Below are 24,115 nucleotides of genomic sequence, written 5' to 3'. Positions count from 1 at the left end.
CCCGGCCCTGCTGCTACCCTCGCATTTAACCCCCGAACCGCTCCACCCGCGCCGGGGTGCGCTGCATCAGCACTTTCCCACCGCGAATCGAGGTCAGCACCTGCCCCTGGCTGCGGATCATTTCGTAGTCGTCCGGCGCGGACAGGATCACCAGGTTCGCCGGGCGGCCGACCTCAAGCCCGTAGCGCTCGCCCAGGTGCAGGGTGCGTGCGCTGTTGTCGGTGATCAGGTCCAGCGAGCGCTGGAGGTCTTCATAGCCGAGCATGTGGCAGATGTGCAGGCCTGCTTCGAGGATGCGCACGATATTGCCGTTGCCCAGCGGGTACCACGGGTCCACGATCGAATCCTGGCCGAAGCAGATGTTCATGCCGGCGCGGTCGATCTCGGCCACCCGGGTAACGCCACGGCGTTTCGGGTACGTGTCGAAACGCCCCTGCAAATGGATGCTTTCCGTGGGGCAGGAGACGAAGTTGATCTTCGAGGCCTTGAGCAGCCGGAACAGCTTGGAGCAATAGGCGTTGTCGTACGAGCCCATGGCTACGGTGTGGCTGGCCGTTACCCTTTCGCCCATCTCCCGCACCCGCGCCTCTTCGGCCAGCACTTCGAGAAAACGCGATTGCGGGTCGTCGGTTTCATCGCAATGCACGTCCACCAGGCAACCGGTGCGCTCGGCCAGGTCCATCAGGAACTTCACCGACGTCACGCCCTGATCCCGAGTGTTTTCGAAATGCGGAATACCCCCCACCACGTCCGCGCCCATGGCGATCGCCTCGGTCATCAAGGCGCGGCCGTCCTTGTAGGACTCGATGCCTTCCTGGGGAAACGCCACGATCTGCAGGTCGATCAGGTGTCGCGCCTCCTCACGCACCTCCAGCATGGCTTTGAGCGCGGCGAAGGAAGGGTCGGTGACGTCCACATGGGTACGTACATGCTGGATGCCGTGGTCTACCAGCATGTCGATGGTCCGGCGCGCACGGACCTTGGTGTCTTCGTGGGTCACCACCGCCTTGCGTTCGGCCCAGCGCTCGATCCCCTCGAACAAGGTACCGCTCATGTTCCAGGCCGGTTCGCCCGCCGTCAGGGTGGCGTCGAGGTGAATATGCGGCTCCACGAAGGGCGCGGTGACCAGGTTTTGCCCGGCGTCCACTTCGGCTTCGTTGCTGGCCTGGACTACCGCGGGCTGTGGAACGATGGCGCCAATGCGATCACCGTCGAGCTCGATGCGAAACAAGCCGGTTTTGCCACGCAGGCGGGCGTTGAGAATATTCATGCTAACTCCTTGGTCGGGGCTTCGGTCGTGTGCCAAACCAGCAGCGCGACAGAGGCATTCATTCGGAAAAGAGGGTCGTCCAACGACTGGCCACTTCGTTGTTCGATACGTTCCAGGCGCTGGTTGAGGGTATTGCGGTGGATGCCCAGCCGCCCGGCAGCCATCAGGGCGTTACCGTTTTCCTGCAGCAACGCGTCCAGGGTTTCGATCAGCGTAAAGGGGTGCTTGCGTGAGGGTTCTATCAATGCGCCAAGGGTGCGTTGCACGAAGTGGTCGATCACCGAGCGGTCCCCGATGGCTTGTAACAACCGCAACACCCCCAGTTCGCTGAAGTCGCAGAACCCATTGGCAGGCTGTAGATGTTCGGCCACATCCAGCGCCTGGCGCGCTTCGTTCAGGGCTTGGCGATACTGGCCGCAATCGCCGACGGGGTTCGCCACCCCCATGAACAGCGTGAGGTCACCGATCACCGGAGCCAGCGCCCTGTAAAGCTTCAACAGGTCGGCACGCAGAGTATCGGCGTCAGGCAATAACACGATAAACAGGTCGCCCTGCTGCACCACCGGCAGCGGCGCGGCGAAGGCGCGGTTCCAGGCCTCCAGTTCAGCGCGCAACGCCTGCCGGATGTGCTGCAAGCGCTGCTCTGCTACCGCCGGGGCGTAGCGTTCGAACAGCATAGCCACCGACGACAACCGCAGCGCCACCAGACGACGCGGGCCATCGACGGGCAATTGCGCGTGCTCGGCGCGTTGCCGGGCGATGGCCAGGCTCGGGTAATCCCCGCTGAGCAACTGGCTGAGAATGTCGTGCCGGGACCGCTGCGCCTGATCCATGTGCACCAATGCGGTACCGATTGCATGGGTGACCACCACCATTTTCAATAGGTAGGGCTGCTCGATCAGCGGCAAGCCGAGTTGGTCAGCCCGCTCGATCACCGCCAGCGGAATGCGCTGAATGAACGTTCCTCCCGTGAGGATCACCAGGCCTGCAATGCCTGCGGCAACACCGTCCTCGACCAGGCTCAGGAGGTTCGCTTCATCACGGGTGTGGTTGATGCCCGTGACAAACACCAGTTCGCCGCCGATCACCCACTCGGCAATACCCTCGTTCTCGGCCACGTAGGGCCAGCGCACGCTGCGGTGCAACTGGTTGGCCCCGGCACGCAAGGCCAGCTCTTCCAGCCCAGGCAGCTTGAGGATTTCTGCAACCGTGAGGCTCATTGATCCCCCTGCAGGGCCGGCATTTCAGCACGACGGCCGGTGAACTGGAGCAGCCCGATGTAGCACACCGCCGCCACCGCAATGCCTACCAACGGGGCGACCCAGGGCGAGCAGTACGCAAGCACCGCCCCTATGCCATAGGCAACCAGGCCCTTGACGTTGTAGCGCGGCAGGCTGGCAGTAGCCAACAACGGGTATTTACCGCGGTGACGGTACCAGAAGTCCGCCATGATCACGCCACCCACCGGCGGGATGATCGAGCCCAGCAATACCAGGAACGGGATCAGCATTTCATACATGCCGCCGATCGCGAGCACCACGCCCAGCGCGGCCGCCAGGAGGGTCATGGTGCGACGGCGCTCACTGCGCAGCAGATGGCACGCCGCGGCGGAGACGTTGTAAATGGTTGGCCCCTGGATCGTCCACAGGTTGAGGCACAGCATGATCACCGCCGCGAAGGACAAGCTCTGGAGGATCATCACCTCAACGATATCGGCCTGCTGGTACACGATCGCGCACCAGGCGCCGGCGACCACCATCAAACCGTTGCCGATCAGAAAGCTCACCACGCTTGCGATAATCGCCACACGCCCCGTGCGCGACAGGCGCGTCCAGTTGGTGGCCTGGGTGGCGCCGCTGGCGAAGGTACCGAACACCATGGTCACGGCGGCGGAGAACGTCATCGTCTCATGCGGGATAACAGCGGCAAGCCCCTGAAAACCGCCGACATGGCCTGTGGCGATGTACATGGAAACCATCAGTAGGATAAACATCAAGGGCACCGACACCCGCGAGAGCACATCCAGGCCTTTATAGCCCACGATGGCGGTAATGCTGAAGCCAAAGCCGAACAGCACCATCAGGGGTGTGGTGAGGCCCTCGGTAAGGCCGAGTATCTTCACCAGCACGATCGCAACGGTCGCGGTACCCCAGGCGTACCAGCCCAGCTCGGCGAAACCCAGGAGGAAATCCGAAAGCCGGCTGCCCGCTTCGCCAAAACAGAAGCGCCCCATCAATACGGTGTTCAAGCCGCTGCGCGAGGCAATGAACGCCAAGCCTGCCGCATAGAGCGCCAGCAGGCTATTGCCGATAAAGGCAATCCACAGCATGTCGGTGAAGGCGAAGGCCATGCCCAGCTTGCCACCGGCGAACATGGTGCCGGTGAAAAAAGTAAAACTGAACAGCACCATGGAAATGGACAGCAGCCCTTTCCTGGCAGACGCGGGAGCCTCGCTTAACGGGAAATCTCCAGGTGAGCTCATTCTGTTCTCCTCTCGGGTGCGTGATGGGTAACGAAGCGCATCGAGAAGAGAGCAAATCACAGGCCGTTTTTGGAAAAGCCTGAAAAATCGATAGAACGAGGCAGTACCGACCGAGAACACTGTGCAACAAGCACATTTTCCTTGGCTAAAACACATTTCAGCTGTGCGGGGTGCCCTGCCTTGAGCTCATACCGCACCAATTGAGGACCTCGTCCGAACCCCGCAGCCTGGCTAACAGGCGCACGACGAACCTTCAGGCCGTCTCCAGCTGGGCTTCATACTCGGCCAGGTACAAGCCCGCCAGCGCTTCTTTTTGCTGAGGATCAAGCAGCTTGCCCGCCGCCTGGAAGAACTTGTGCTCTTCTTCCTTCAAGTGATGATGCACTTTGTCGGAGAGCTTCCTGGCCGTAGCGAGCCAACTGGGGCTGGACATCTCGGTGGCGTCCAGCTCCTCCATCATCTCGTCCATTTCGTGATGCTCGGAGATCGCATGCCTGCTGAGGTCCACGCCGTTGTCATGGGCCATCAACGGGATATAAAAGCAGCGTTCTTCTGCCGTTTCGTGCGCCTGAAGCTCGGCCTTCAGCCGCTGGTAGGCTTCCTTGCGTTCGCTGCTGTCGCCATGGGTTTGCAGCAGCGACTCTGCGTAGCCCCTCTGGCGGTCGTGACTTTCGCGTAAAGCTTCGAAAATATTCATATCAACCTTGGTTATGCCTCTGATGGCGAGGCGTTAGACCGGGCCTGATACGTGGCGTTCGCAGGCAACAAAGCGATAAGCGCCATCATTGAGGGGGCGCAAATAAAATTTACAGCGCTTTCTGGCGACGCATCTAAACTGCGTTGACATGCGACGCGTTCGCTTCGATTGGACGTCGGCAAAGGCCAGCAACCCAGCCATGCGAGCATCCTTGATGGAATACGGCGACTTGCCCTACTTCAGAGCCAGGGCTCCATGAACTGGAGATATGTGATGAAACTACCGGCGCTCAATACGCTGCTGTGGTGTGCTGTAATCGGGCTGGCGGGTTGTGCCAGTTCCCAGGTCGACCCAAGCCAGTATTCGGGGTTTTTGAAAGACTACAGCCGCCTCAAGCCGGCTGAAAGCGCTACCGGCGCACCGGTAATGCGCTGGATAGACCCTACAGTGAACCCCGCCCAATACACCCAGGTTTACATCGAGCCCAGCCAGTTCTACCCCCGGCCCCAGCCCAGCCCAGTGATCTCGGCACAGGCCCTTCAATCAATCAGTGCCTATTACGACACAGCCCTCAAGCGTGAACTCGGGAAAGAGATACCGCTGGCCAGCGCACCTGGGCCACATACGCTGATTATCCGACCGGCAATCACTGCTGTTTCCACCAGCACCGAGGGCCTCAAGCCTTATGAAGTCATACCCATCGCCCTGGTCGCCGCTGCGGTCAATACCGCTTCCGGCGGCCGTGACCAGAATGTGGAAATAGCGACCGAGGCTGTGGTTCTGGATGCCGACAGCAACAAGGTATTAGCCCAGGTAGTGCGCAAAGGGGCCGGCCAGGCACTCGAGAATGACAAGACCCAACTCACCCTGGAAGCCGTGAAGCCTGTGCTCGACGGCTGGGCCACCGACCTGCGCCTGAGCTTTGAAAAGCTCAAGGCGGCTGGTCACTAGTTACACACATGCATTTGCCAACGCCATCGCTGGTCAGGTGGCATCTGTCTGCCAGTTCACCGCACCTGTCACGCGCGTTTCGAGCATCCGCCAGGTAGCCCCCAGCGACCGATGCCTGAATGTAGGCATTCAATGCATCGGGGTCGGTCACCGCGGCCAATCGAACATGGTCACGCCGAAGCGTTTCGGCAATGGATGGAGCTCGCTCGTCCAGAATGGCGACAATAAACAGCAGCGCATCAGGGTAGTTATCCGGATCTGACTTCAGTGCCTTGAAACGGCCCAAGGCTTCATCTAACTGGCCCGAGGCAAATAGCTGCTTTCCAGCGATGTAGGTAGCGGCTCGCACGCTTGCCAGCTCAGGCCGGGGTGGGAAAACCAGGGTGAGGTCCTCCCGCTTGACAGCACACACAGCGGCGCGCCAACCGGAAGGTGCAGTGATCGAGTGGAATTGCACCCGCCGCAGCAAGGTTTTTACCGGGTACGCCTGGTCGAGCAGGTCTGCAATTTGATCGTCACTGCCTGGCAAAACCCTGAGTTGCGCTAACCAATGCGCACGTTCAGGCGTTGCCAGTGCAGCATGGCAAAACTGTTCGCCTGTGCTGCCCTGCAAAGCTTCCGGGTAAAGGACCACCGCGTGGCGGGCTGTTCCCACATCGGCAGTGGCCGAGGCGCGCGCAGGCGACACGGCATCGATCGATGAACGCCCGAACACCGCTTGCAGTTCAGGGTTGGCTTGAATAAAGCCCCGCAAGGTATTTGCGCCGTTCAATGCTGCCTCTGCTACCGCGCCAATGGGCATCGCCAACAGCAAGCACGGCGCCGCAAACCGGACCAGCCTTTGCACGTAGGCGCGGCTAGAAATCATTGTCCCTGACCACAGATCCCGTCGGCCCCTTGGGATTAGCGGCGCCTGGCGCTACGCCGCCTTCGATCTGAACCGGCCGGCTTGATGTGCCCTGCGCAGCTGCGCCTGCCGCCTGACGATTTTCCCGCCCTTCCTGTTGAGCCACGAGGGTGGCGGAAGGACGGTAGATAGCAATGGTATTGGACCAGTAGCCGTCTTCGGAGGCGAAAGTCTTGGTTATTACGCCAGGGGGCAACTTACCCCCCGTGAAGCTCTTGAAGTCTTCGGAATGGCTGACCGTATTCAGGAAAGTATTTCGAGTGTCGGCGAAGGCAACCGGCGCCTGGGCCTTGCCATTTGCATCCACTGGCACGTCGAACTGTTGCCCTGATTCGATCTGCTTCTCATCGAAGCCGCCTTGCCAATAAACCTCGCTCCCGTTCAAAAACGCAACGAGCGAATTGTTGGCGCGCTGCCTGGATTGTTCGTTTGCCATCTTGGCCATCGACGCCATTACCCGCTTGTCCGCGTTCTGACGAATGATGCTGCTGCCAAACCCGATGACGATCGACTCACCCGTCTCCGGGTCGTTGATCAACTTGGCGCCCATAGGCGGCACTACACCCAGGGAGATTTCCCGAGCGATATACTCGAAGGCCTTTTTAGGCTCCGACGAGGATACAACGGCCCCATTCATACGGTTCATCGCACCGCGGGTTTTGGTGCTGCTTGCCAGCGTCAGGGTCACGGCGTCGTCCTTGTCATTGTCGTTGACGCTATAGGTCACGTAGCCGGCCAACATTCCCTTGGCGGTTTCCTTGCAAGTTTCGCTGCTGCCCGAGGCAACGTTAGCAAGCGACTCCTTGCCCGTGTCCAGGGTAAGTTCGTGAGCGCTTACGGCACTGTTGCAATTGCTTTCCAGCCCTTCGAAATACTTGATCAACTGGCCCTGGGCTTCGTTGAAGGCTTTGAAATACGCCCCACGCTTACTGAGTAGAGTGGCATTGAGGTTTTCATACCGGGTGTAGTTGACGGTGGACGCGGAGATTACCCCCATGCCGGTTTTGGTCTTGACCGTGAGAATTCCCTGCCCGTCGTCCGCAAGCAACTGCTGGTAGGCATAACCAAGGCCATCCTGCAGGTTGTCTGCAGTTACCACATCACCGGCCTGGGAGGCCGCTGATGAGGGTTTGTCCGCGCCGCCGCTTACCGGCGGAACGAAATCATCCAGAGACATCGGTTGTGCGGCCTGTGCCAGACCGTTCATGACCGTGCTCAACGTAATCGCTACAGCCAGCTGTTTGAAACAGGTTTCCATGACGCAGGGCTTCCTTGTTGGTACGACACGGGTCTACCAGTCGCTGTCTGATCGTGTCTTGAGGGCTACAGGGGGTTTGGGCATTTTCGAGGGTGCAGCGGAAGCAGCGGGCTTTGGCGCTTCGGCCAACAGGCGCACGATGAAGGTACTGGTAGGGAATTTTTGCGCCACGTCCACGCTGGCCTTGAGGACCTTGGCCTTGGCGATCTTGCTTTGCACCTCGGTCACTTCAATTATCCCCACGTCCAGTTCCTGGCGCCCAAGGCTCTCCTTGGTATAGCTGTCGACGATAGGTTCACCTGCCATGAGCAATCGGTACTTCTGGCCCACCTTGATCGACTTGCCGCCCTGCCCCAGGAAGAGTTCGTTACCCAGTACGCTCTCTACCCTGATCGGCGTGATGGCATCCACGATCTGCCGGCTGATGGCGTCGGCAGCCTTGTTTGCCAGTCCACCGAGCGAACCGCCCGGTTGTGTGCCGGTCCAGCTGTCTGCCAGCTTGATCTGCCCCGTAGGCGCGTCTATCACCCGATAGCTCACGCTCAAGCGAGTGGTGCTGGTGCTGAGGGTTCTGCCCGCCAATTCAGTGGACTGTGTGGTGGTGCCAGCCTCGTCGATCACACCCACGATCATGTAATCGGTGCCCAAGCGATTGCCCAGCTTGGCCAACTCTTCGATCGGGGCACCGCCCGAAGCAATCAACGACATCTGCGACTGGCGCTCGGATTCGAACGCGCGATCCAGCATGGCGAACTTTCGGCTGCTGGTGAGTTGTGCGGTGAGCTCGGTCGCGAATTGCTCGCCAACCTTGGCGCTCTCGGTACGCTGCGCGCGGAACGGGAGTACGGTCATACGCAAGCGGTCTGCCTGCGCCGAGTGGGCATACCTGGAGATGGTCGCCTCGACGGTTACTGTCCATACGCCGGCACTTTCAACCTGCGACATTACGCGGTAATTCTGCACCACCCCTTTGGTGCGTTGAGCGACAGCCTCGACCGCCGTGCTGGCCGAAGCAAACTGGGCCCCATCAGCGGTGTCCAGGGTGGCTGTGACTTCGGTGGTGATAGCCGAAGAAGCCATTTCAGCCCCGTTGACCTGGGCGATGGCCGAGGTCAATGCCGCTGCCGTTGCCGTACTCACCGCACCGCCTGTGCCCTCGGCCTGCACGGTCACCTGCTCCACGCTGCCCGCCGCGAACGCACCAGGCGCCGCGAGCAAGCTGAGCAGGCCGATCAGTCCAATCCATAGCTTCGACTTCATGTTTTCACTCACATAAAAAAGGTGGCCGAAGCCACCTTCATGACGCTGCCGGGTCAGATGTCGCCCATTTTGCTGCTCAGGTCCTTGGTATCGACCTTGTTGGACTTCGCATAGCTGAGGAAGGCCTTGGAGGTCGCAGTCCAGGTGCTCACCAAGGTGGGCAGGTTCGTTGCCACAGTGGTCACGTCACCTAGGCCGCTGGTGAGCTTGCCAGCGTTCAGTGGGTCTGCCGTGAGGCTGCTTACGCCGCTTTTCGCGGATTCGGTCCAGCTTTTGAAAGACTGCGGCAGCTTGGTACCTTCATACATGCCTACGGCGTAGTGCGGCACAGCCGACACCAGCTTGGCTTGGCCCTCGGCCGACAGCGAAGCATTCTTCTTGATCAAGCCGTTGATGGTTTCGGTGGCATTCTTCGACAACTGGGTATCACGCTCCAGCTGGTCTTTGCTCTGCACGGCGCCTTGCTTGTAGTTGTTGGCCGCGGCGCTGATGGCATCGGCCTGGTCTTTCAATCCGCCAGCCTGCAGGGTGAGCGCCTGAGCCGTAAGCATGTTGTTCATGGATTGGTTGAAGCGGCCCATCAGGTCCTTCTGCTGGGACAGCAATCCGCCAACGTCCACGTTGCTGGCCTTGCTACCGCTGCCGGGAAGTGCAACCCCGGGCAAGGCAAACGCGGCCTGGGCCGGCAAGCTGGCGAATACCGCAGCCATGGCGATGCAGCCGGTCAGCCCGAACTGGGCCGCCATTTTTTTAACAGTCATGTGTCGCTCCTTGGGTACTGCTGTGCGTGGTGTTCAATGCAACCTGTTGCGTTTATCAGCGGGCGCCTTTGGCGTTGAGCTGATCCGCCATGGTTTTTGCGGATTGCTCCGCGGCCAGCCGCAGGGCGTTGCGAGCCGCCACTTCGGCGTCCGGGCCTAGCCCGGCGTATTGGATCGGGCCAACCGAGGCCACCCGACGCGGCATTTTGGTCGAAATGTCCCAGGCTTGACCGCGCACCGAGACATAAACGCGCTTGTTGCCGGTGACCGGGTCGACATCGCTGAGGCCTACGTCCAGCGTTCCTACCGAGAAGTACTTCACCTGGCAATTGCGCGCGGATGCGATCGCCGCTGCTCTGGATGCCGGAGTCATTTCGTCGGCGGCGGCGAATTCCTTGCTCAACACCTCAGGTGCCGGGCCACCACAGTTCGAATACACATCCGGGTAACCTACGACCTCAAAGCCATAACCGGACAACGTCTCGACAAGGGCGGCGTCGATGTCGGCGCCCGAGCGAACGCGGTAGGTACGATCATCGGCCTGGCGCAAGGTGCTCCCGCCGGTGGTGACCTTGTTCATCGAGGCCGATGATTCGCTGAGGGAAGCGCCAGCGCTGGTCATTGCCCCGCTTTTGCTGGCGGTGAGTTCGGATTCGTTGCTGGTGATCGACGTGTTCCGATCCTGGAAGGATTTGAGCGTGGCCGTGTCGCGGGCAACGAACACGAAGCTGAACATCTGCCCGCCGCCAGCGCCCGCTGAATCAGAACCTGCGGCATTGAGGCGTGCGTCGACTGCCGCATCGTTGATGTTTGCCCGGATGGAAACAGAGAACACATGGGCATCGTTGTTCGCCGCTTCATCGAGAATACTGTAATCAATAACGTATTCATCAAGATGAGCGAGGATGTCGGCCTCCAGGGCTTTATAGCTTTTCATACGTGCAGGATTGAAGCTGGCGGTGTAGCGATTCCACGCATTGAATTTGGCCGCCTTGATTCCAGCCTGGCGAACTTCAGCGCTTGGCCCCTTGGCAAACAGCCCGCTTGAAAACGGCACCTCGGCGCGGCCTTGTACCTGGCCAGCCTGAACCACAGGCGCGAGCAGACACGACGCAAGCAAGGCGCTAACCCACATTCCTTTCATTACTTATCCTTTTTTAAATATTCCACGGCCGTTACTTCGGCGCTTACTTGGAGTTGGAGCTAACGGGCGCGCTGCACAACCCTCGACAGTTGTTCCAACTGCAGCTGTGCAGGCTTGCCGCTGGACCATTCATCCAGCCAGGCACGGTCTGGCTTGGCAATTTGAAGCGTGGTCTGGTCGATAAGCGCAAGCATGGATTCCTGGAAGGCAGACCAGTCGTCCTGGTCTGGGGTACCCGCGATCACGTTTTTGGTTACAGCGAACTTGAAAGGCGCATCAAGATAGACCGTTGCGTCGTCATAGCTCTTTATGGCTACGTTGGAATAAGCGGCATAGCCCCAGGCGGCCTCGATATTGTTGGAGTCCAGTACGGCTTTCTTGAAACCACGTACGCGCAGATAAATGCGATAGTCCGGTGTCGGCAGTTCCAACTGGAACACTTCGCCATTGGCAAAGCGAGCTGCCATCTTCGATCCGATCGCCGAGCCCTTCGAATAGGGCACGTAGGCGATATGGTTGTTTTCGAACAGCCGTTCGCCGAATGCATCCGCTACACGAGAGATGAATACACCCGGGTCCGCCTTGTACTCGCCAAGGGTTTGCCTGGCTTTGTCTTCCAGCTCTACGGATACCACCTGGATGTAGTTGCCGGTCGAAGGCCTGGCGGTTACCGATGCCAACCGCTTCGCGGCCTGGCTGAACAGGCCATGGCCGGCAGAGCCGTAATAAAGCGCGCGGATCAAATCCACCCGGGCCTGTTGTGTGACTGGGCCATTCAACACATCAACCAGTTGAACGGCGATCGGGTATGACCCAATGATCTTCTTGCTATCGAAATCAAAGACCATGACCTGCCCGTGCAGGTCCGCTACCAGTTTGGTTCGACCCGCTACCGTTTCGCTGGAAACGTTTTCCCATTCAAGCACCACTGCCATGGTGGTGGAGTCGCCCGGCGTAACGCCCGAAGCGAGACTGCGCTTCACGTTGAGCTGAGGGTGGCTGGCGGTCTGAATCTGCTTCCAGAGTTCGGCTTCCAGGCGGCTGGTGCCGTCCGGGCCTCGCTCTTTCAATAGCTGGGCGGTAATCGGAAATGCGGTATCCGCTTGGGCAGCGTTACCGGCTTGCGCGAAGCCTGCGAAATAAACGTTCGCCTGCTCGCCAGCAAAGCTCGGGGTAGCGGGCGCCAGGAATAGAAGCGCGATGGGGAGTGCCCAGGCTTGCCTTGGTCGTCCATGGGGAGAAAACAGCCAGCGTTGCAAGACATTAAAAAACGCCATTACACAAGTCGGTCCATGACTATCGGATGCCAAAAATCTTGGCATACTAGCAAAACGATAGCTAGAACTTTTTTGAGGGCTTGCTGTCCAAGTCGCCCCGACAGGGCCCTGCCCTGGTCCGCTTCGTTAAAGCCCCCTGATCAAATCAATATTCCGGGCCGTGTTGAACGAGGCCCCCCTGGCTTCGCAAGTAACGCCGCTCGGCGCAAGCCCACGAGGTGCTTGGGCCGGGGGTCAGGTCCGGGCGGTTGGCCATCGTGGCTTCTACGCCCAGCCCATCACTACACCTGCATTGCCCACCCTTCCACATCCATCGCAGCCTGGCGCAGGGCTTCCGAGCGGGTGGGGTGTGGGTGGCAGGTCAAGGCGATGTCTTCGCTGGAAGCCGAGAACTCCATGGCCACACAGTACTCGCCGATCATTTCGCTCACCGACGGCCCGATCATGTGCACGCCAAGCACGCGGTCCGTTTCTGCGTCGGCGAGTACTTTCACGAAGCCTTCGGTTTCGTGATTCACCTTGGCCCGGCTGTTAGCGAGGAACGGGAATTTGCCAACCTTGTACGCACGGCCTTCAGCCTTGAGTTGTTGCTCCGTCTTGCCCACCGTGGCCACCTCCGGCCGGGTATAGATAACGCTCGGGATAGCGTCATAGTTGACCCCTGCCTTCTTGCCGTGGATGCGTTCTACGCAGGCGATCGCTTCGTCTTCGGCCTTGTGGGCCAGCATCAGGCCGGTTGTTACATCGCCGATCACCCATACGCCGTCAACGCCCGTTCCGTAGTGCCCATCGTGGCCCAGCACGCCGCGCTGCCCTGGCTCGAGCCCAACGCTTTCGAGGTTCAACCCCTCGGTGAAGGGTTTGCGCCCGATGGCCACCAGCACATAGTCTGCGTCGAGCGGGATCGCATCGCCGCCCGCGGAAGGCTCAAGCGCTAGGGTCACGCCGGAATCGCTCGCGGTGGCCGAGGTCACCTTGTGGCCCAGTTTGAAGGCCATGCCTTGCTTGGCCAGCACCTTCTGGAAGGCCTTGGCGGTTTCATCGTCCATGCCCGGGCATATCCGGTCGAGGTACTCGACCACGGTGACTTTTGCACCCAGCCGCCGCCACACGGACCCCAGTTCCAGCCCGATCACGCCAGCGCCGATCACCACAAGGTGCCCGGGCACTTTTGGGATCGACAGCGCGCCGGTGGAATCGAGAATGCGCTTGTTGTCGATGTTCACCCCGGCAAGCGGCGTGGGCACCGAGCCGGTCGCGATGATCACCTCCCTGGCCAGCAACAGCTGTTCAGTGCCATCGGTGGAAGTGACCTGTACCCGCCCCTTGCCGTCCAGCCGGCCCCAACCCTTGATCCAGTCCACTTTGTTCTTGCGAAAAAGAAACTCCACCCCTTTGGTAAGGCCGTTCACGCCTTCGGCCTTGTGGGCCATCATGCGTTCGAGGTCGAGGGTGGCCTGCCCTACGATGCCCATTTGAGCGAAGGCGCCCGTGGTGGAATCTTCATAGGCTTCGGAGGCGTGCAACAGCGCCTTGGAAGGGATACATCCGACGTTTAGGCAAGTGCCGCCCAAGGTTTCGCGACCCTCTACGCAGGCAACCTTCATCCCCAACTGCCCGGCGCGAATGGCCGCGTTGTAGCCACCAGGGCCGCCCCCGATAATCACCAGATCATAGTTGCTCATGCGCACCCTCGCCAGTTGCCGCAGACGGTCATATGTCAGCTGTAATCTATAAGAGCACACAAATTACTGTCGGGGAAAGTCACCGATACAAAGGGCAAAGGTGGCCTCTGCCCTTCTGAGCACAAGATAGTTACGCGCGACGCATCATCAACAGCGCCACCACCACCGCCATGGCGGCGATCAGGGTGGCAATGATGCCAATCGAGCCCAAACCATAGTGGCCGATGCCGATACCACCAAGGATCGCGCCCAGGCCGATGCCTGCGTTGGCCGCTGAAATGTTCATGGTTGCCGCAAGCGCCTGTGCCTGCGCACCGGCCTGCATGACCCGAACCTGACACACCACAAACAGCGCGGTGTAACCGATGCCCCAGGCAACCAGCGCGACGATCAGCCAAAGGTGATACGGCGCCAACGGTACCGCCGCCAGCATGCCGGCACCCGCCAGCACCAGGAACACCACCATGGCGGCCAGCGGCTTACGGTCGACCATGCTGCCACCGAGGTGATTACCCACCATGCCGATTGCACCGAAGCCCATCAGCCACCATCCCACCTGGCTGGCAGGCACCCCGCCCAGCCGCTCGAGCACGTCGGCCAGGTAGGTGTAGGCGGTGAACAACGCGGTAAAGGTAAGGATCGACAACAGCAGATGCGCCAGGAATCGCGGTTGGCGCAGGATCGCGGTCTGCTTCTGGTCGGGGTTGGTGCTGGCAGACACGGGTAGTGTCGGCATTACCAAGTGCATCAAGGCACCAATGAACAGCGCAATGGCCGCCAGTATCCAGAAGCTTCCCCGCCAGCCCACGGCATCTGCCGCCAGGGTACCCAGCGGTACGCCGAACACCAGCGCTGCGGTAATGCCGAGGTACACCCGGCCTACGGCCTTGCCCGACTGGCCAGGGCCTGCGAGCTGCCCGGCTGTTTCGCTGGCGGTACCCCAAAACACCGGCAGCGCCAAGGCGGGGATGAAACGCGCAAGCGCCAATACCCAGATATTGGTGGACACCGCTGCCAGAACGTTGGAGGCGGCAAACACCATGAGGATGACGGTGAACAGCTTTTTGCGTTCCACGTGGGCCAGCTTTGCCGTGAGCACCGGCCCGAACAGCATCACCGTAAACGCGAACAAGGTGACCACCTGCCCTGCCAGGGCGATGGAGATGTTCAAGTCCCGAGCGAGCGCGGGCAGCAGCCCCACGATCAGGAACTCGGTTGTCACAATGATAAAGGCGGCGACCGCCATGATCAGGATCTGAACCCCTGACCGCGAGGTGTCCGCGGCGGCCGTTGTGGCCTCTGCTGTGACTGAGGATTGCATACAACTTAACTCCGAACAGGTTTTGGCATAGCCTATTGGAGAAATATGGGGTGATCTCGGCTGTTTTTTACGAAGTGATTGGAACTGGATTCATCAATTGGAGCTTCAATGTTCTCATCCGAACGCCTGAAGGGCATTGACGTGTTCGTGATCGTTGCGGACCTGGGCAGCTTTACCGCAGCGGCCGAGCGGCTGAGCCTTACCAGTTCCGCAGTCAGCAAAGGGATCGCGCGGCTGGAGGCACGGCTAGGCACCCGCCTGTTCCAACGCACTACCCGGCGGCTGTCGCTCACCGAAGCCGGGGAGACTTTTTACCGTACATGCGCCGCCGTGTTGGCGGACCTGGAAGAAGCCGAAGTCGCCATGACTTCAACGCACACCGAACCGCAGGGCAAGGTTCGCATCGACTTGCCCGCCTCCTATGGCCGGTTGCATGTACTGCCGCTGATCATCGAATTCATGAAGGAGCATCCACGGCTGTCACCGCATATTTCTTTCTCTGATCGCTACGTTGACCTGGTGCACGAGAATATCGACATCGTGGTCCGGATCGGTGGGGCCGGCGCCTGGCCCGCTGCCGTAGGGCACAGGTTCTTCGGCACGCCAAAGCTCATCTTTTGCGCCTCGCCGGATTACCTCGCGCGCCATGGCCATCCCGACTCGGAAGCGGACTTGGACCGGCACTTGTGTGTGGGCTACGGGTTGAATGACGGAATGGCGATCCCTTGGTACTTCAAAGGGCGCCAGCAAGGTGACATCGAGCGCCGAATCATGCACCCCCATATCGCCGTAGGAGATGGAGAGGGAGAAGTGATGGCCGTGCTGGCAGGGCTTGGTATCGCTCAGCTGCCCCTGTGGTTGGTGCATACCCATCTGGAGAGCGGGCGCATTGTGGAGGTGCTTCCCCACTTGGCGACGCAGGGGCAGCCAATGAACCTGGTATGGCTGAAAAGCCGCGAGGCACTGCCGAAGGTGAGCGCCTTGATAGCGTATCTGGGTGCCAACCTCACGCCCACGGGCCGGCGGTGAACAGGGCGCCCAGCGCAGCGGGGAGTAACCGCTGCACTAACCATCCATCACCCCGCAACACCGCAAGCGGTACTGGGTTGGAACTTATCGGAGGGCCTTTCTACCGAAAAAAAAGGTGGTCTCGAGCCCTGCTCCCTTGGCCGCCGTACCGACCACAACCCAGGAGGTTTACCAATGAAAGCATTACGCTGGCATGGAAAAAAAGACATCCGTTGTGATGACCATCTACCCGACCCCACGATAGAACACCCGCGGGACGCCATCATCAAGGTCAGTTCGTGCGCGATCTGCGGCTCGGACTTGCACCTGTACGACGGCTTTATGCCCGGGATGAAGCATGGCGACATCATGGGCCATGAGTTCATGGGCGAAGTGGTGGAAGTCGGCTCGGAAAACAAGAAGCTGAAGATCGGCGATCGCGTGGTCGTTCCCTTCACGATCTGCTGCGGGGAATGCGATCAATGCCGCCGGGGCAACTTCTCCGTTTGCGAACGCAGCAACCGTAATAAAGACCTGGCCGATAAAGCTTTCGGCCATACCACGGCGGGGTTGTTTGGCTATACCCACCTGACTGGAGGCTACCCGGGTGGGCAAGCTGAATACGTGCGCGTGCCTTACGCAGACTTCACCCCGGTGGTGATTCCCGACGGGCTTACCGACGAGCAAGTGTTATTCCTCGGCGACATCTTCCCGACCGGCTGGCAGGCGGCTGTGCAATGCGATATCCAACCTACCGACACCGTCGCTATCTGGGGCGCCGGCCCCGTAGGGCAATTCACCGTGCGCAGCGCGGTGATCCTCGGTGCCAAGCAAGTGGTATGCATCGACAATGTGCCTGAGCGCCTGGCGATGGCCAAGGCTGGGGGCGCCATCACCATCAACTTCGACGAAGAAAGCGTGCTGGACCGCCTCGCCGAACTCACCGGTGGCAAGGGCCCGGAAAAATGCATCGACGCGGTAGGCATGGAATCCCACGCTACCCGTTCCTTCGACTCGGTTTACGACCGAGTGAAGCAGGCAGTGATGATGGAATCCGACCGCCCTCACGTGCTGCGGGAAATGATGTATGTGTGCCGCCCGGCTGGCACGTTGTCCATCCCCGGCGTGTATGGCGGCCTGATCGACAAGATTCCGTTCGGCGCCGCGATGAACAAGGGGCTGACCTTCAAGATGGGGCAGACTCACGTCAATCGCTGGACCGATGACCTGCTCAACCGTATCCAGGAAGGGCAGATCGACCCCAGCTTCGTGATCACCCACACCGTAAGCCTTAAAGACGGCCCGGACATGTACAAGACCTTCCGCGACAAGAAAGACGGCTGCGTGAAGGTAGTGCTCAAGCCCTGATCCGCGTGTTGTCACCCTGGGTCGCGAGCTGGCCCGTGACCTGGGGGCGGCTTGCCAGCCGTACCCGTTGCCCGTTTGGGATGCAACACAGGCGCTGAGCTAGGCTGGATAGACCCAAGCTCCTTGAAGGCCCAGACCATGCCCCATACCGAACAACTCACCATCGCGGTACTGCTTGGCTCCGTGCGTACCGACCGCCAGGGCATCAAGCCGGCGCGCCTGCTGTTAGCGGCACTGGAAGCACGGGGGCATGAAGCGGTGCTGGTGGACCCGATGGAAACCCGCCTTCCCCTGCTGGACCGGATGTACAAGGAGTACCCCAAAGGGTCGGCGCCGGCAGACCTCGAACGCCTGGCAACGCTGTACCGCCGGGCCGATGGTTTTCTGTTGGTGAGCGCTGAATACAACCACGGCGTGCCGCCCGCGCTGAAGAACCTGCTCGACCATTTTCTGGAGGAGTATTTCTGGCGGCCTTCGGCAATTGCCTGCTATTCCGCGGGCGGCTATGGCGGCGTGCGGGCAGCCATGCAACTGCGTGCGATCGTGGGCGAATTGGGCATGCCCAGCATCCCCAGCCTGTTCGCCATCCCGCGTATCGGCACCGCCCTGGGCGATGACGGCCAGCCCACCGAGCCGCGCATCACCAGCCAGATGAACCGCTTTCTGGATGAGTTCGAGTGGTACATGCAGGCCCTGCGCCAGCAGCGGGCGGGGGGTACGCCCTATTGAAGAAGCGGGCCAGTCACGCAGCCGACTGGCCCGGCCCTCCAGGCAACTCCACCTCCGCGCATAACCCCCCGCCCGCCCGGTTGCACAACCGCAACTGGCCACCCAGGCTGCCAGCCAGTTGCGAGGCGATAGCCAAGCCCAACCCGGTGCCGCCGGTGTCACGGTTGCGCGAGCTTTCCAGGCGGTAGAACGGCTTGAGCACGTCGCTCAATGCTTCTTCCGGTACACCCGGGCCCCGGTCGAGTACCTGGATGGCGAGGCGGCCGCCAGGGTGTTGTTGGACCTGCACCTGGGCTTCACCGGCAAATTTGAGCGCGTTGTCGATCAGGTTGGTCAGCAGCCGGCGCAGGGCCTGGGGGCGGCTGGTGATCACCAGCTCATACGGGGCCGACAGCTCAACCGCCTTACCGGTATCGAGGTAATCAAATACCAGGCTTTCGAGGAACGCATTGAGCTGCAGGCGGATGGCGGGCTCGCGGGAGGGCTCGGTACTACGGGCGAAGGCCACGCCTTCCTTCACCAGGTGCTGAATTTCGGTGAGGTCGCTCCAGAGCTTGTCCTTTTCGACGCTGTCGTCCATGAACTCCACCCGCAGTTTCATCCGGGTGATGGGCGTTTGCAGGTCATGGGAGATCGCAGCGAGCAGCTGTACCCGCTCTTTCACATAGGCCGCGATCCGGCGCTGCATGGCGTTGAAGGCCATGGCGGCATGTGCCACTTCCGTGGGGCCACGCTCCTCCAGAGGCGCCGCAGGCTGGTTCGGGTCCAGGCTTTCCGCGGCCTGGGCCAAGCGTGTAAGGGGGCGGATCGCGGTGCGCACGGCCAGCCAGGTACCCGCCACCAGCAGGGCCAACTGCGCGGCCAGCAACAAGGGCAACCAAGGCGACAGCGGCATGATGGACGGCCGCACGTCGATGGTCAGCGGCTCGCCATCGCTCAATCGCAGGTGGGCCTGGTAATGCGGGGGTGAGTCCTCGATCGTTTCGAAGGCCACCGGGTAGCGCGCGCCCACCGTTGCCTTGATCGACTTCACCGACATAGGTTCGTCATCAGCGCCCATCGGCGTGCCCGCCTGCCCCGCGCCCAACTGGTAGCGGTAATTGGAGCGCTCCAGCCGCGATAGCCAGCTGGCGCGTTCGGCCGCCGGCAGCCGGTCCAGAATCGCGACCGAGGTGTCGATGTCATGCTCGAAGTTGCTGAGCATCAAGGACCTGGCGCTGTTGTAGCGCTCGTAGGTTTGTAGCGCGAAGGACAGCCCCTGGGCCAACAGCAGGCTGGTCAGGAAAATCAGCGACAGCCGGGCCGCCAGCGTGCGTGGCCATGGCACCCAACGCCTCACGATGGGTTCTCCAGTAACTGCACCGGAAAACTGAACACATACCCTTCGTTGCGAACGGTCTTGATGTACGCCGGTTGCCGGGCGTCGTCGAGCAGGCGCTGGCGCAGGCGGCTGACCAACAGGTCAATGGAGCGGTCGAAGAGGTCGGCTTCGCGGCCCTGGGTAAGGTTGAGCAGTTGCTCGCGGCTGAGCACGCGCTGCGGATGATCCAGGAACACCCGCAGCATGCGGTACTCCGCCCCGCTCAAGGCAACCACGGTGCCCTGCGCATCGAGCAGGTGCCTGGCCGTGGTATCGAGCCGCCAGTCGCCGAAGCTGAGCAGCCGCGCCTGCTCGCTCACCACCAGGTTGGGCGGCAGCATCCGCGTGCGGCGCAGCACCGCGTTGATCCGCGCCAGCAGCTCACGGGCCGCGAACGGCTTCACCAGGTAGTCGTCGGCGCCCATTTCCAGGCCGATGATCCGGTCGGTTTCGTCGTCCCGGGCGGTGAGCATCAACACCGGCGTGGCGCGGTGTTTGCCGGCGCGCAATTCCCGGCACAGCACCAGGCCATCGTCACCGGGCATCATGATGTCGAGCACGATGAGGTCGACCTGCGCGGTTTCCAGAAACGCGCGCATCTGGCGCCCGTCGGCCGCCAGGGTGGTGCGCAGGCCGTTCTTCTTCAGGTAGTTGCCTACCAGCTCTCTAATCTCTCTGTCGTCATCGACGATCAGAACGTGATCAACCTTGGCGTCCATCACCGGGCCCTTGCAGTCGTGGGGTGCTGGCAGTCTACCGGCAGCGCTGTGGGCTGACAGCTCGCTTTGTAGCGTTATGTATCAGCCTGCCGGGCAGATACTCGGCGCAACATTAAAGGGCCGCAGCGGACACAAGCGAGATACCTCCGGGGAGTGAAATGTGCTCAACAAGCCGCAACGAGGCTTGAACGGCTACCTCATCACTCTCGGAGAAACACTCAATGAACATTAAAGCCTTCGCTACCTCGCTGTTCACCGTCGCCCTGTCGCTTGGCGCGGTCATGGCCCACGCCGACACCCAAACCCCTCACCAGAGCTACCACTACGGCACCCACGTGGATATCAAGCACGTGAATTCGGTGACCGTGGACGACGGCCCCGCTTGCGGCGTGACCACCTATCACATGGCCTATGAGGATTCCCAAGGCCAGCAGCATGTGCTCGATTACCTGGGCGGCACCCCGGGCTGCACCAACCAGCAATAAGTACGAGGCCATGAAGCGCCGCCCCAGCATTGCCATGGCGGCCCCTGCTTTCACCAAAGTTGGAGAACGCCATGTTCATCATTGCTTTCCTGGGCGGGATGTTGACCATCCTCAGCCCCTGCATTCTGCCGGTTGTGCCGTTCCTCTTCGCCCGGCTGCACCAGAGCCGCGCTTCCATCGTGTTCACCTTGAGCGGCCTGGTGCTTACCTTCGCCGCGGTGTCGAGCCTGGCGGTGGTCGGCAGCAACTGGGTGGTGCGGGCCAATGCCGCCGGGCGCCACATCGCCCTGGCGGTGATGGTCGTATTCGCGCTGTCGCTGCTCGCCCCCCGGCTTGGCACCTGGCTGGCGAAGCCGTTCGTGGCGCTGGGCAACCGGCTGGCCCCGGCGGCATCTTTATCGGCCAGCCCCTTCACGTCGGTGTTGATCGGCGTGGCCACCGGCCTGCTATGGGCGCCCTGTGCCGGGCCTATTCTGGGGATCATCCTCAGTGGCGCCATGCTCGGCGGCCCCAACGCTCAAACCAGTGCTTTGCTGCTGGCCTATGGGGTGGGTAGTGCGGTGTCGCTGGGCCTTGTGATGCTGGCCGGCAAGCGCATGGCGCGGCACCTGCGGTTTTCCCTTCCTGTGATGGGGTGGGTGCGCCGAGGCGTGGGGTGCCTGGTGTTGCTGGCGGCGCTCGGGATTGCCGGCGGCGGCACGGGAGCGGTGCTGGCAGGCACCTCTTCAGCCTTTTCTGACCGCATCGAGCACGGTGTGCTGCGCAGCGTCTCGGCTGTTGTGGATCGGTTCACAAATGCCGCCATGGCGGCGAACGAGCCGGACCTGGCGCTGATGGGCCAGATGCCGTCGTTGGCCGGCGCGGTGCAATGGCTGAACTCGCCAGAACTCACCCCAGAAGCGCTGCGTGGAAAAGTGGTGCTGGTGGACTTCTGGACCTACGACTGCATCAACTGCCAGCACACCCTGCCCTATGTGAAGCAATGGGCCGAGCGCTACAGCAAGGACGGCCTGGTGGTGATCGGTGTGCATACCCCGGAGTACCCGTTCGAGCGGATCCTGGCCAATGTACGGCAACAGGTGGCGCAGCTGGGGATCACCTACCCGGTTGCTGTGGATAACGACTACGCAGTGTGGAAAAGCTTCGGCAACCAGTACTGGCCCGCCCATTACCTCGTCGACGCCAATGGCCAGGTGCGCTACAGCCACTTCGGAGAAGGGGCTTACGACACCCAGGAAAAGGCAATCCAGAGGTTGCTGGCCGAGCGCGCGTCCGCTGCTCGATAAAACGTGCCCACTCCCTTATCCGGCGTGCCACAGGGCGGCTGGAACCCAGAGGAACTCCATCATGCACACATGCACCCGTAGGCTTCGCCGCCACCTGACTGCCGTAGCTGTAATGGCTGCCGCCATGCTTCAAGCGGGGCTGCAGAACAATGCCCTGGCCAGCGAGGCCGATTCGAACCCGATTGCGCCCGTTACCGTGGGCAGCCATACCGACCTGGGCCCGCTCAAGCATGTAAAGGCCGGGTTGCTGAATGTAGCCTATGCCGAGGTTGGCCCTGCCGATGGCCCGACTGTGATCCTGCTGCATGGCTGGCCCTACGACATTCACAGTTACGCCGACGTGGCGCCGGCATTGGCGGCGAAGGGTTACCGTGTACTGGTACCCTATGCCCGCGGTTATGGCGACACCCGCTTCCTCTCGGCCAAAACGCTGCGCAATGGCGAGCCGGCTGCCCTGGCCACTGACTTGATCGACTTCATGGATGCCCTGCATGTCCAGCGCGCGGTGCTCGGCGGCTATGACTGGGGCGCGCGCACCGCCGATATCGTGGCCGCGCTATGGCCAGAGCGGGTGAAAGCGCTGGTGGCGGTAAGCGGATATCTGATCGGTAGCCAGCAAGCAGGCAAGGCACCGCTGCCCCCGGCGGCCGAGCTGCAATGGTGGTATCAGTTTTACTTTGCGACGGAGCGCGGCCGCCAGGGCTATGCACAGAACACCCATGACTTCGCCAAACTCATCTGGAAGACCGCCTCGCCACGCTGGAATTTCAACGACGCCACCTACGATCGCAGCGCGGCGGCGTTGCAAAACCCCGACCATGTGGCCGTCACGGTCTATAACTACCGGTGGCGTTTGGGCCTTGAAAAAGGTGAAGCCCGTTACGCCCCACTCGAGAAAAAACTCGCTGCTTTCCCCTCCATCAGCGTGCCCACGATAGCCCTCGAGGGCGATGCCAACGGCGCGCCGCATCCACCCGCCGAGGCCTATGCCAAGCGCTACACCGGCAGCTACCAGTACCGGCTGATCGAAGGCGGCGTGGGCCACAACCTGCCACAGGAAGCGCCGCAGGCCTTTGCCCAGGCGATCGTTGACGCAGACCGCCTTCAGGGCAAATAGGCAAGGCGCCGGCAGAGGCAATCGAAACGGTTACACGCTTACCCGCCTTCGATTTCCCTGCCCTGCCCTTAACCGCTACGCTGAGAGCGTTCCCCTCAGCCAACCGGTACTGCGCGTGGACAGATTCCAGGAAATGAAAGTGCTGCTGGCGGTGGTGGAAGCGGAGAGCTTCGCCGCCGGGGCCCGCTTGGTGGGCATGTCACCGCCCAGCGTGACCCGGGTGATTGCCGGCCTGGAAAATCGGCTGGGTACCCTGCTGCTGGCACGCAACACGCGCGGTTTGCGCTTGACCGAGGCCGGGCGGCGCTATGTGGAAGACTGCAAGCGCATCCTGCTGGATCTTGAAGAAGCCGAAGAGCTGGCCACCGGCAGCCGCATTCGCGCCCGGGGCAACCTCACCGTGACGGCGCCGGTGATGTTCGGCGAGTTGTTTCTTGTACCCCTGATCACCGAGTATCTGGCCCAGCATCCGGAGGTGACGATCAATGCATTGTTGCTCGACCGGCTGGTGAACGTGGTGGACGAAGGCATCGACGTGGCGGTGCGCATCGGGCGGCTGGCCGACACGGGTTTGCAGGCGATCAAGGTAGGTGAAATTCGCCCGGTGGTGTGCGCCGCGCCGGCGTTTCTCGACCGGGTGGGCCGGCCGCAGCTACCCGAGGAGGTGCTGGCGCTGCCGATTGTGATGTCATCGGCCAGTAACCTGCTGACGGAGTGGCAGTTCATGGACAACGGCCGTGCCCTGGCCCTGCGCCCAGAGCCGCGCCTGCTGGTAAGCTCCAACCAGGCGGCCATCAATGCGGCGCGCCTGGGCTGGGGGCTCACCCGGGTGCTCTCCTATCAGGTGGCGGAATCTGTGAGAAACGGCGAGCTGGAGATCGTGCTTGAACCGTTCCAGACAGCGGCGCTGCCTGTGCACATTCTTTTTCACGGTGACCGGCCCCTGCTCGCCAAGGTGCGTACCTTCGTGGACCATTGCACCCGCCGGCTGCTGGCCGACGCGGCCTTGCACACAGTGCCGGCGGCCTGA

At 61.4% G+C, this 24,115-nt stretch carries 22 protein-coding genes; 8 read left to right on the top strand and 14 right to left on the bottom strand.

Annotated elements, in window-relative coordinates; genetic code table 11:
- Nucleotides 1-25: 25 nt before the first annotated feature.
- The 4 genes from codA to AC3Z8Y_RS07505 form a co-directional block, all read right to left on the bottom strand.
- The gene (gene codA / locus AC3Z8Y_RS07520; protein ID WP_490089121.1) at nt 26-1,270 is read right to left on the bottom strand and encodes a cytosine deaminase; all 1,245 of its coding nucleotides are present in this window, start codon (nt 1,268-1,270) and stop codon (nt 26-28) included.
- On the bottom strand, nt 1,267-2,490 hold the full coding sequence (locus tag AC3Z8Y_RS07515; protein WP_490089120.1) for a PucR family transcriptional regulator: 1,224 nt from the start codon (nt 2,488-2,490) through the stop codon (nt 1,267-1,269). Before AC3Z8Y_RS07515 ends, codA begins: the two co-directional genes overlap by 4 nt.
- Entirely contained in the window at nt 2,487-3,752 is a 1,266-nt protein-coding gene (gene codB, locus AC3Z8Y_RS07510; RefSeq protein WP_490089119.1) for a cytosine permease, read from the bottom strand. The genes AC3Z8Y_RS07515 and codB overlap by 4 nt, the downstream gene beginning before the upstream one ends.
- 253 nt (nt 3,753-4,005) lie before the next feature.
- On the bottom strand, nt 4,006-4,449 hold the full coding sequence (locus AC3Z8Y_RS07505; protein ID WP_490089118.1) for a hemerythrin domain-containing protein: 444 nt from the start codon (nt 4,447-4,449) through the stop codon (nt 4,006-4,008).
- Nucleotides 4,450-4,722: 273 nt separating this feature from the next.
- Between AC3Z8Y_RS07505 and AC3Z8Y_RS07500 the strand changes: the two genes are divergently transcribed.
- The gene (locus AC3Z8Y_RS07500; protein WP_490089117.1) at nt 4,723-5,400 is read left to right on the top strand and encodes a DUF3313 domain-containing protein; all 678 of its coding nucleotides are present in this window, start codon (nt 4,723-4,725) and stop codon (nt 5,398-5,400) included.
- On the opposite strand, the gene AC3Z8Y_RS07495 is transcribed toward AC3Z8Y_RS07500, so the two are convergent.
- The 8 genes from AC3Z8Y_RS07495 to AC3Z8Y_RS07460 form a co-directional block, all read right to left on the bottom strand.
- Nucleotides 5,381-6,268, bottom strand: a complete 888-nt coding sequence (locus AC3Z8Y_RS07495) for a hypothetical protein (protein ID WP_490089116.1) — start codon at nt 6,266-6,268, stop codon at nt 5,381-5,383. The two genes, AC3Z8Y_RS07500 and AC3Z8Y_RS07495, sit on opposite strands and share 20 nt — an antisense overlap.
- Complete coding sequence (locus tag AC3Z8Y_RS07490) at nt 6,258-7,565, bottom strand: hypothetical protein (RefSeq protein ID WP_490089115.1); 1,308 nt, start codon at nt 7,563-7,565, stop codon at nt 6,258-6,260. Before AC3Z8Y_RS07490 ends, AC3Z8Y_RS07495 begins: the two co-directional genes overlap by 11 nt.
- A gap of 33 nt (nt 7,566-7,598) precedes the next feature.
- Complete coding sequence (locus AC3Z8Y_RS07485; protein ID WP_490089114.1) at nt 7,599-8,825, bottom strand: hypothetical protein; 1,227 nt, start codon at nt 8,823-8,825, stop codon at nt 7,599-7,601.
- Between the two features lie 53 nt (nt 8,826-8,878).
- Nucleotides 8,879-9,586, bottom strand: a complete 708-nt coding sequence (locus AC3Z8Y_RS07480; RefSeq protein ID WP_490089113.1) for a hypothetical protein — start codon at nt 9,584-9,586, stop codon at nt 8,879-8,881.
- Nucleotides 9,587-9,641: 55 nt separating this feature from the next.
- On the bottom strand, nt 9,642-10,730 hold the full coding sequence (locus tag AC3Z8Y_RS07475; RefSeq protein ID WP_490089112.1) for a hypothetical protein: 1,089 nt from the start codon (nt 10,728-10,730) through the stop codon (nt 9,642-9,644).
- A gap of 59 nt (nt 10,731-10,789) precedes the next feature.
- Nucleotides 10,790-12,007 carry a hypothetical protein gene (locus AC3Z8Y_RS07470; protein WP_490089111.1) on the bottom strand — a complete coding sequence of 406 codons (1,218 nt, stop codon included), beginning with the start codon at nt 12,005-12,007 and terminating at the stop codon, nt 10,790-10,792.
- A 281-nt stretch (nt 12,008-12,288) separates the two neighbouring features.
- Nucleotides 12,289-13,692, bottom strand: coding sequence for a dihydrolipoyl dehydrogenase (gene lpdA, locus AC3Z8Y_RS07465; protein WP_490089110.1), 1,404 nt, complete (start codon nt 13,690-13,692; stop codon nt 12,289-12,291).
- A 130-nt stretch (nt 13,693-13,822) separates the two neighbouring features.
- The gene (locus AC3Z8Y_RS07460; RefSeq protein ID WP_490089109.1) at nt 13,823-15,013 is read right to left on the bottom strand and encodes an MFS transporter; all 1,191 of its coding nucleotides are present in this window, start codon (nt 15,011-15,013) and stop codon (nt 13,823-13,825) included.
- A gap of 108 nt (nt 15,014-15,121) precedes the next feature.
- On the opposite strand from AC3Z8Y_RS07460, the gene AC3Z8Y_RS07455 reads away from it, so the two are divergent.
- The 3 genes from AC3Z8Y_RS07455 to AC3Z8Y_RS07445 all read left to right on the top strand — a co-directional run bounded on the left by AC3Z8Y_RS07455 (nt 15,122) and on the right by AC3Z8Y_RS07445 (nt 18,118).
- On the top strand, nt 15,122-16,042 hold the full coding sequence (locus AC3Z8Y_RS07455; RefSeq protein WP_490089108.1) for a LysR family transcriptional regulator: 921 nt from the start codon (nt 15,122-15,124) through the stop codon (nt 16,040-16,042).
- 174 nt (nt 16,043-16,216) lie between these two features.
- Complete coding sequence (locus tag AC3Z8Y_RS07450) at nt 16,217-17,389, top strand: zinc-dependent alcohol dehydrogenase (RefSeq protein ID WP_490089107.1); 1,173 nt, start codon at nt 16,217-16,219, stop codon at nt 17,387-17,389.
- 138 nt (nt 17,390-17,527) lie between these two features.
- Entirely contained in the window at nt 17,528-18,118 is a 591-nt protein-coding gene (locus tag AC3Z8Y_RS07445) for an NADPH-dependent FMN reductase (RefSeq protein WP_490089106.1), read from the top strand.
- A gap of 13 nt (nt 18,119-18,131) precedes the next feature.
- Here AC3Z8Y_RS07445 and AC3Z8Y_RS07440 read toward each other — a convergent pair whose 3' ends face one another.
- Both AC3Z8Y_RS07440 and AC3Z8Y_RS07435 read right to left on the bottom strand, forming a co-directional pair.
- Nucleotides 18,132-19,457, bottom strand: a complete 1,326-nt coding sequence (locus AC3Z8Y_RS07440) for an ATP-binding protein (protein WP_490089105.1) — start codon at nt 19,455-19,457, stop codon at nt 18,132-18,134.
- Nucleotides 19,454-20,197, bottom strand: a complete 744-nt coding sequence (locus AC3Z8Y_RS07435) for a response regulator (protein WP_490089104.1) — start codon at nt 20,195-20,197, stop codon at nt 19,454-19,456. Before AC3Z8Y_RS07435 ends, AC3Z8Y_RS07440 begins: the two co-directional genes overlap by 4 nt.
- A gap of 221 nt (nt 20,198-20,418) precedes the next feature.
- Here AC3Z8Y_RS07435 and AC3Z8Y_RS07430 point away from each other — a divergent pair, with 221 nt between their 5' ends.
- The 4 genes from AC3Z8Y_RS07430 (at nt 20,419) to AC3Z8Y_RS07415 (ending at nt 24,115) form a co-directional block, all read left to right on the top strand.
- Complete coding sequence (locus AC3Z8Y_RS07430; RefSeq protein ID WP_490089103.1) at nt 20,419-20,682, top strand: DUF2790 domain-containing protein; 264 nt, start codon at nt 20,419-20,421, stop codon at nt 20,680-20,682.
- 71 nt (nt 20,683-20,753) lie between these two features.
- A complete protein-coding gene (locus tag AC3Z8Y_RS07425; RefSeq protein ID WP_490089102.1) occupies nt 20,754-21,968 on the top strand; it encodes a cytochrome c biogenesis protein DipZ in 1,215 nt (404 codons plus the stop codon).
- Between the two features lie 61 nt (nt 21,969-22,029).
- On the top strand, nt 22,030-23,085 hold the full coding sequence (locus AC3Z8Y_RS07420; RefSeq protein ID WP_490089101.1) for an alpha/beta fold hydrolase: 1,056 nt from the start codon (nt 22,030-22,032) through the stop codon (nt 23,083-23,085).
- Nucleotides 23,086-23,200: 115 nt separating this feature from the next.
- Nucleotides 23,201-24,115, top strand: coding sequence for a LysR family transcriptional regulator (locus tag AC3Z8Y_RS07415; RefSeq protein WP_490089100.1), 915 nt, complete (start codon nt 23,201-23,203; stop codon nt 24,113-24,115).

Source organism: Pseudomonas sp. 3MAES_34.3B (assembly GCF_058145875.1).
The sequence above is the reverse complement of the archived record's forward strand: the minus strand, read 5'-3'. Positions and strand labels throughout refer to the sequence as shown.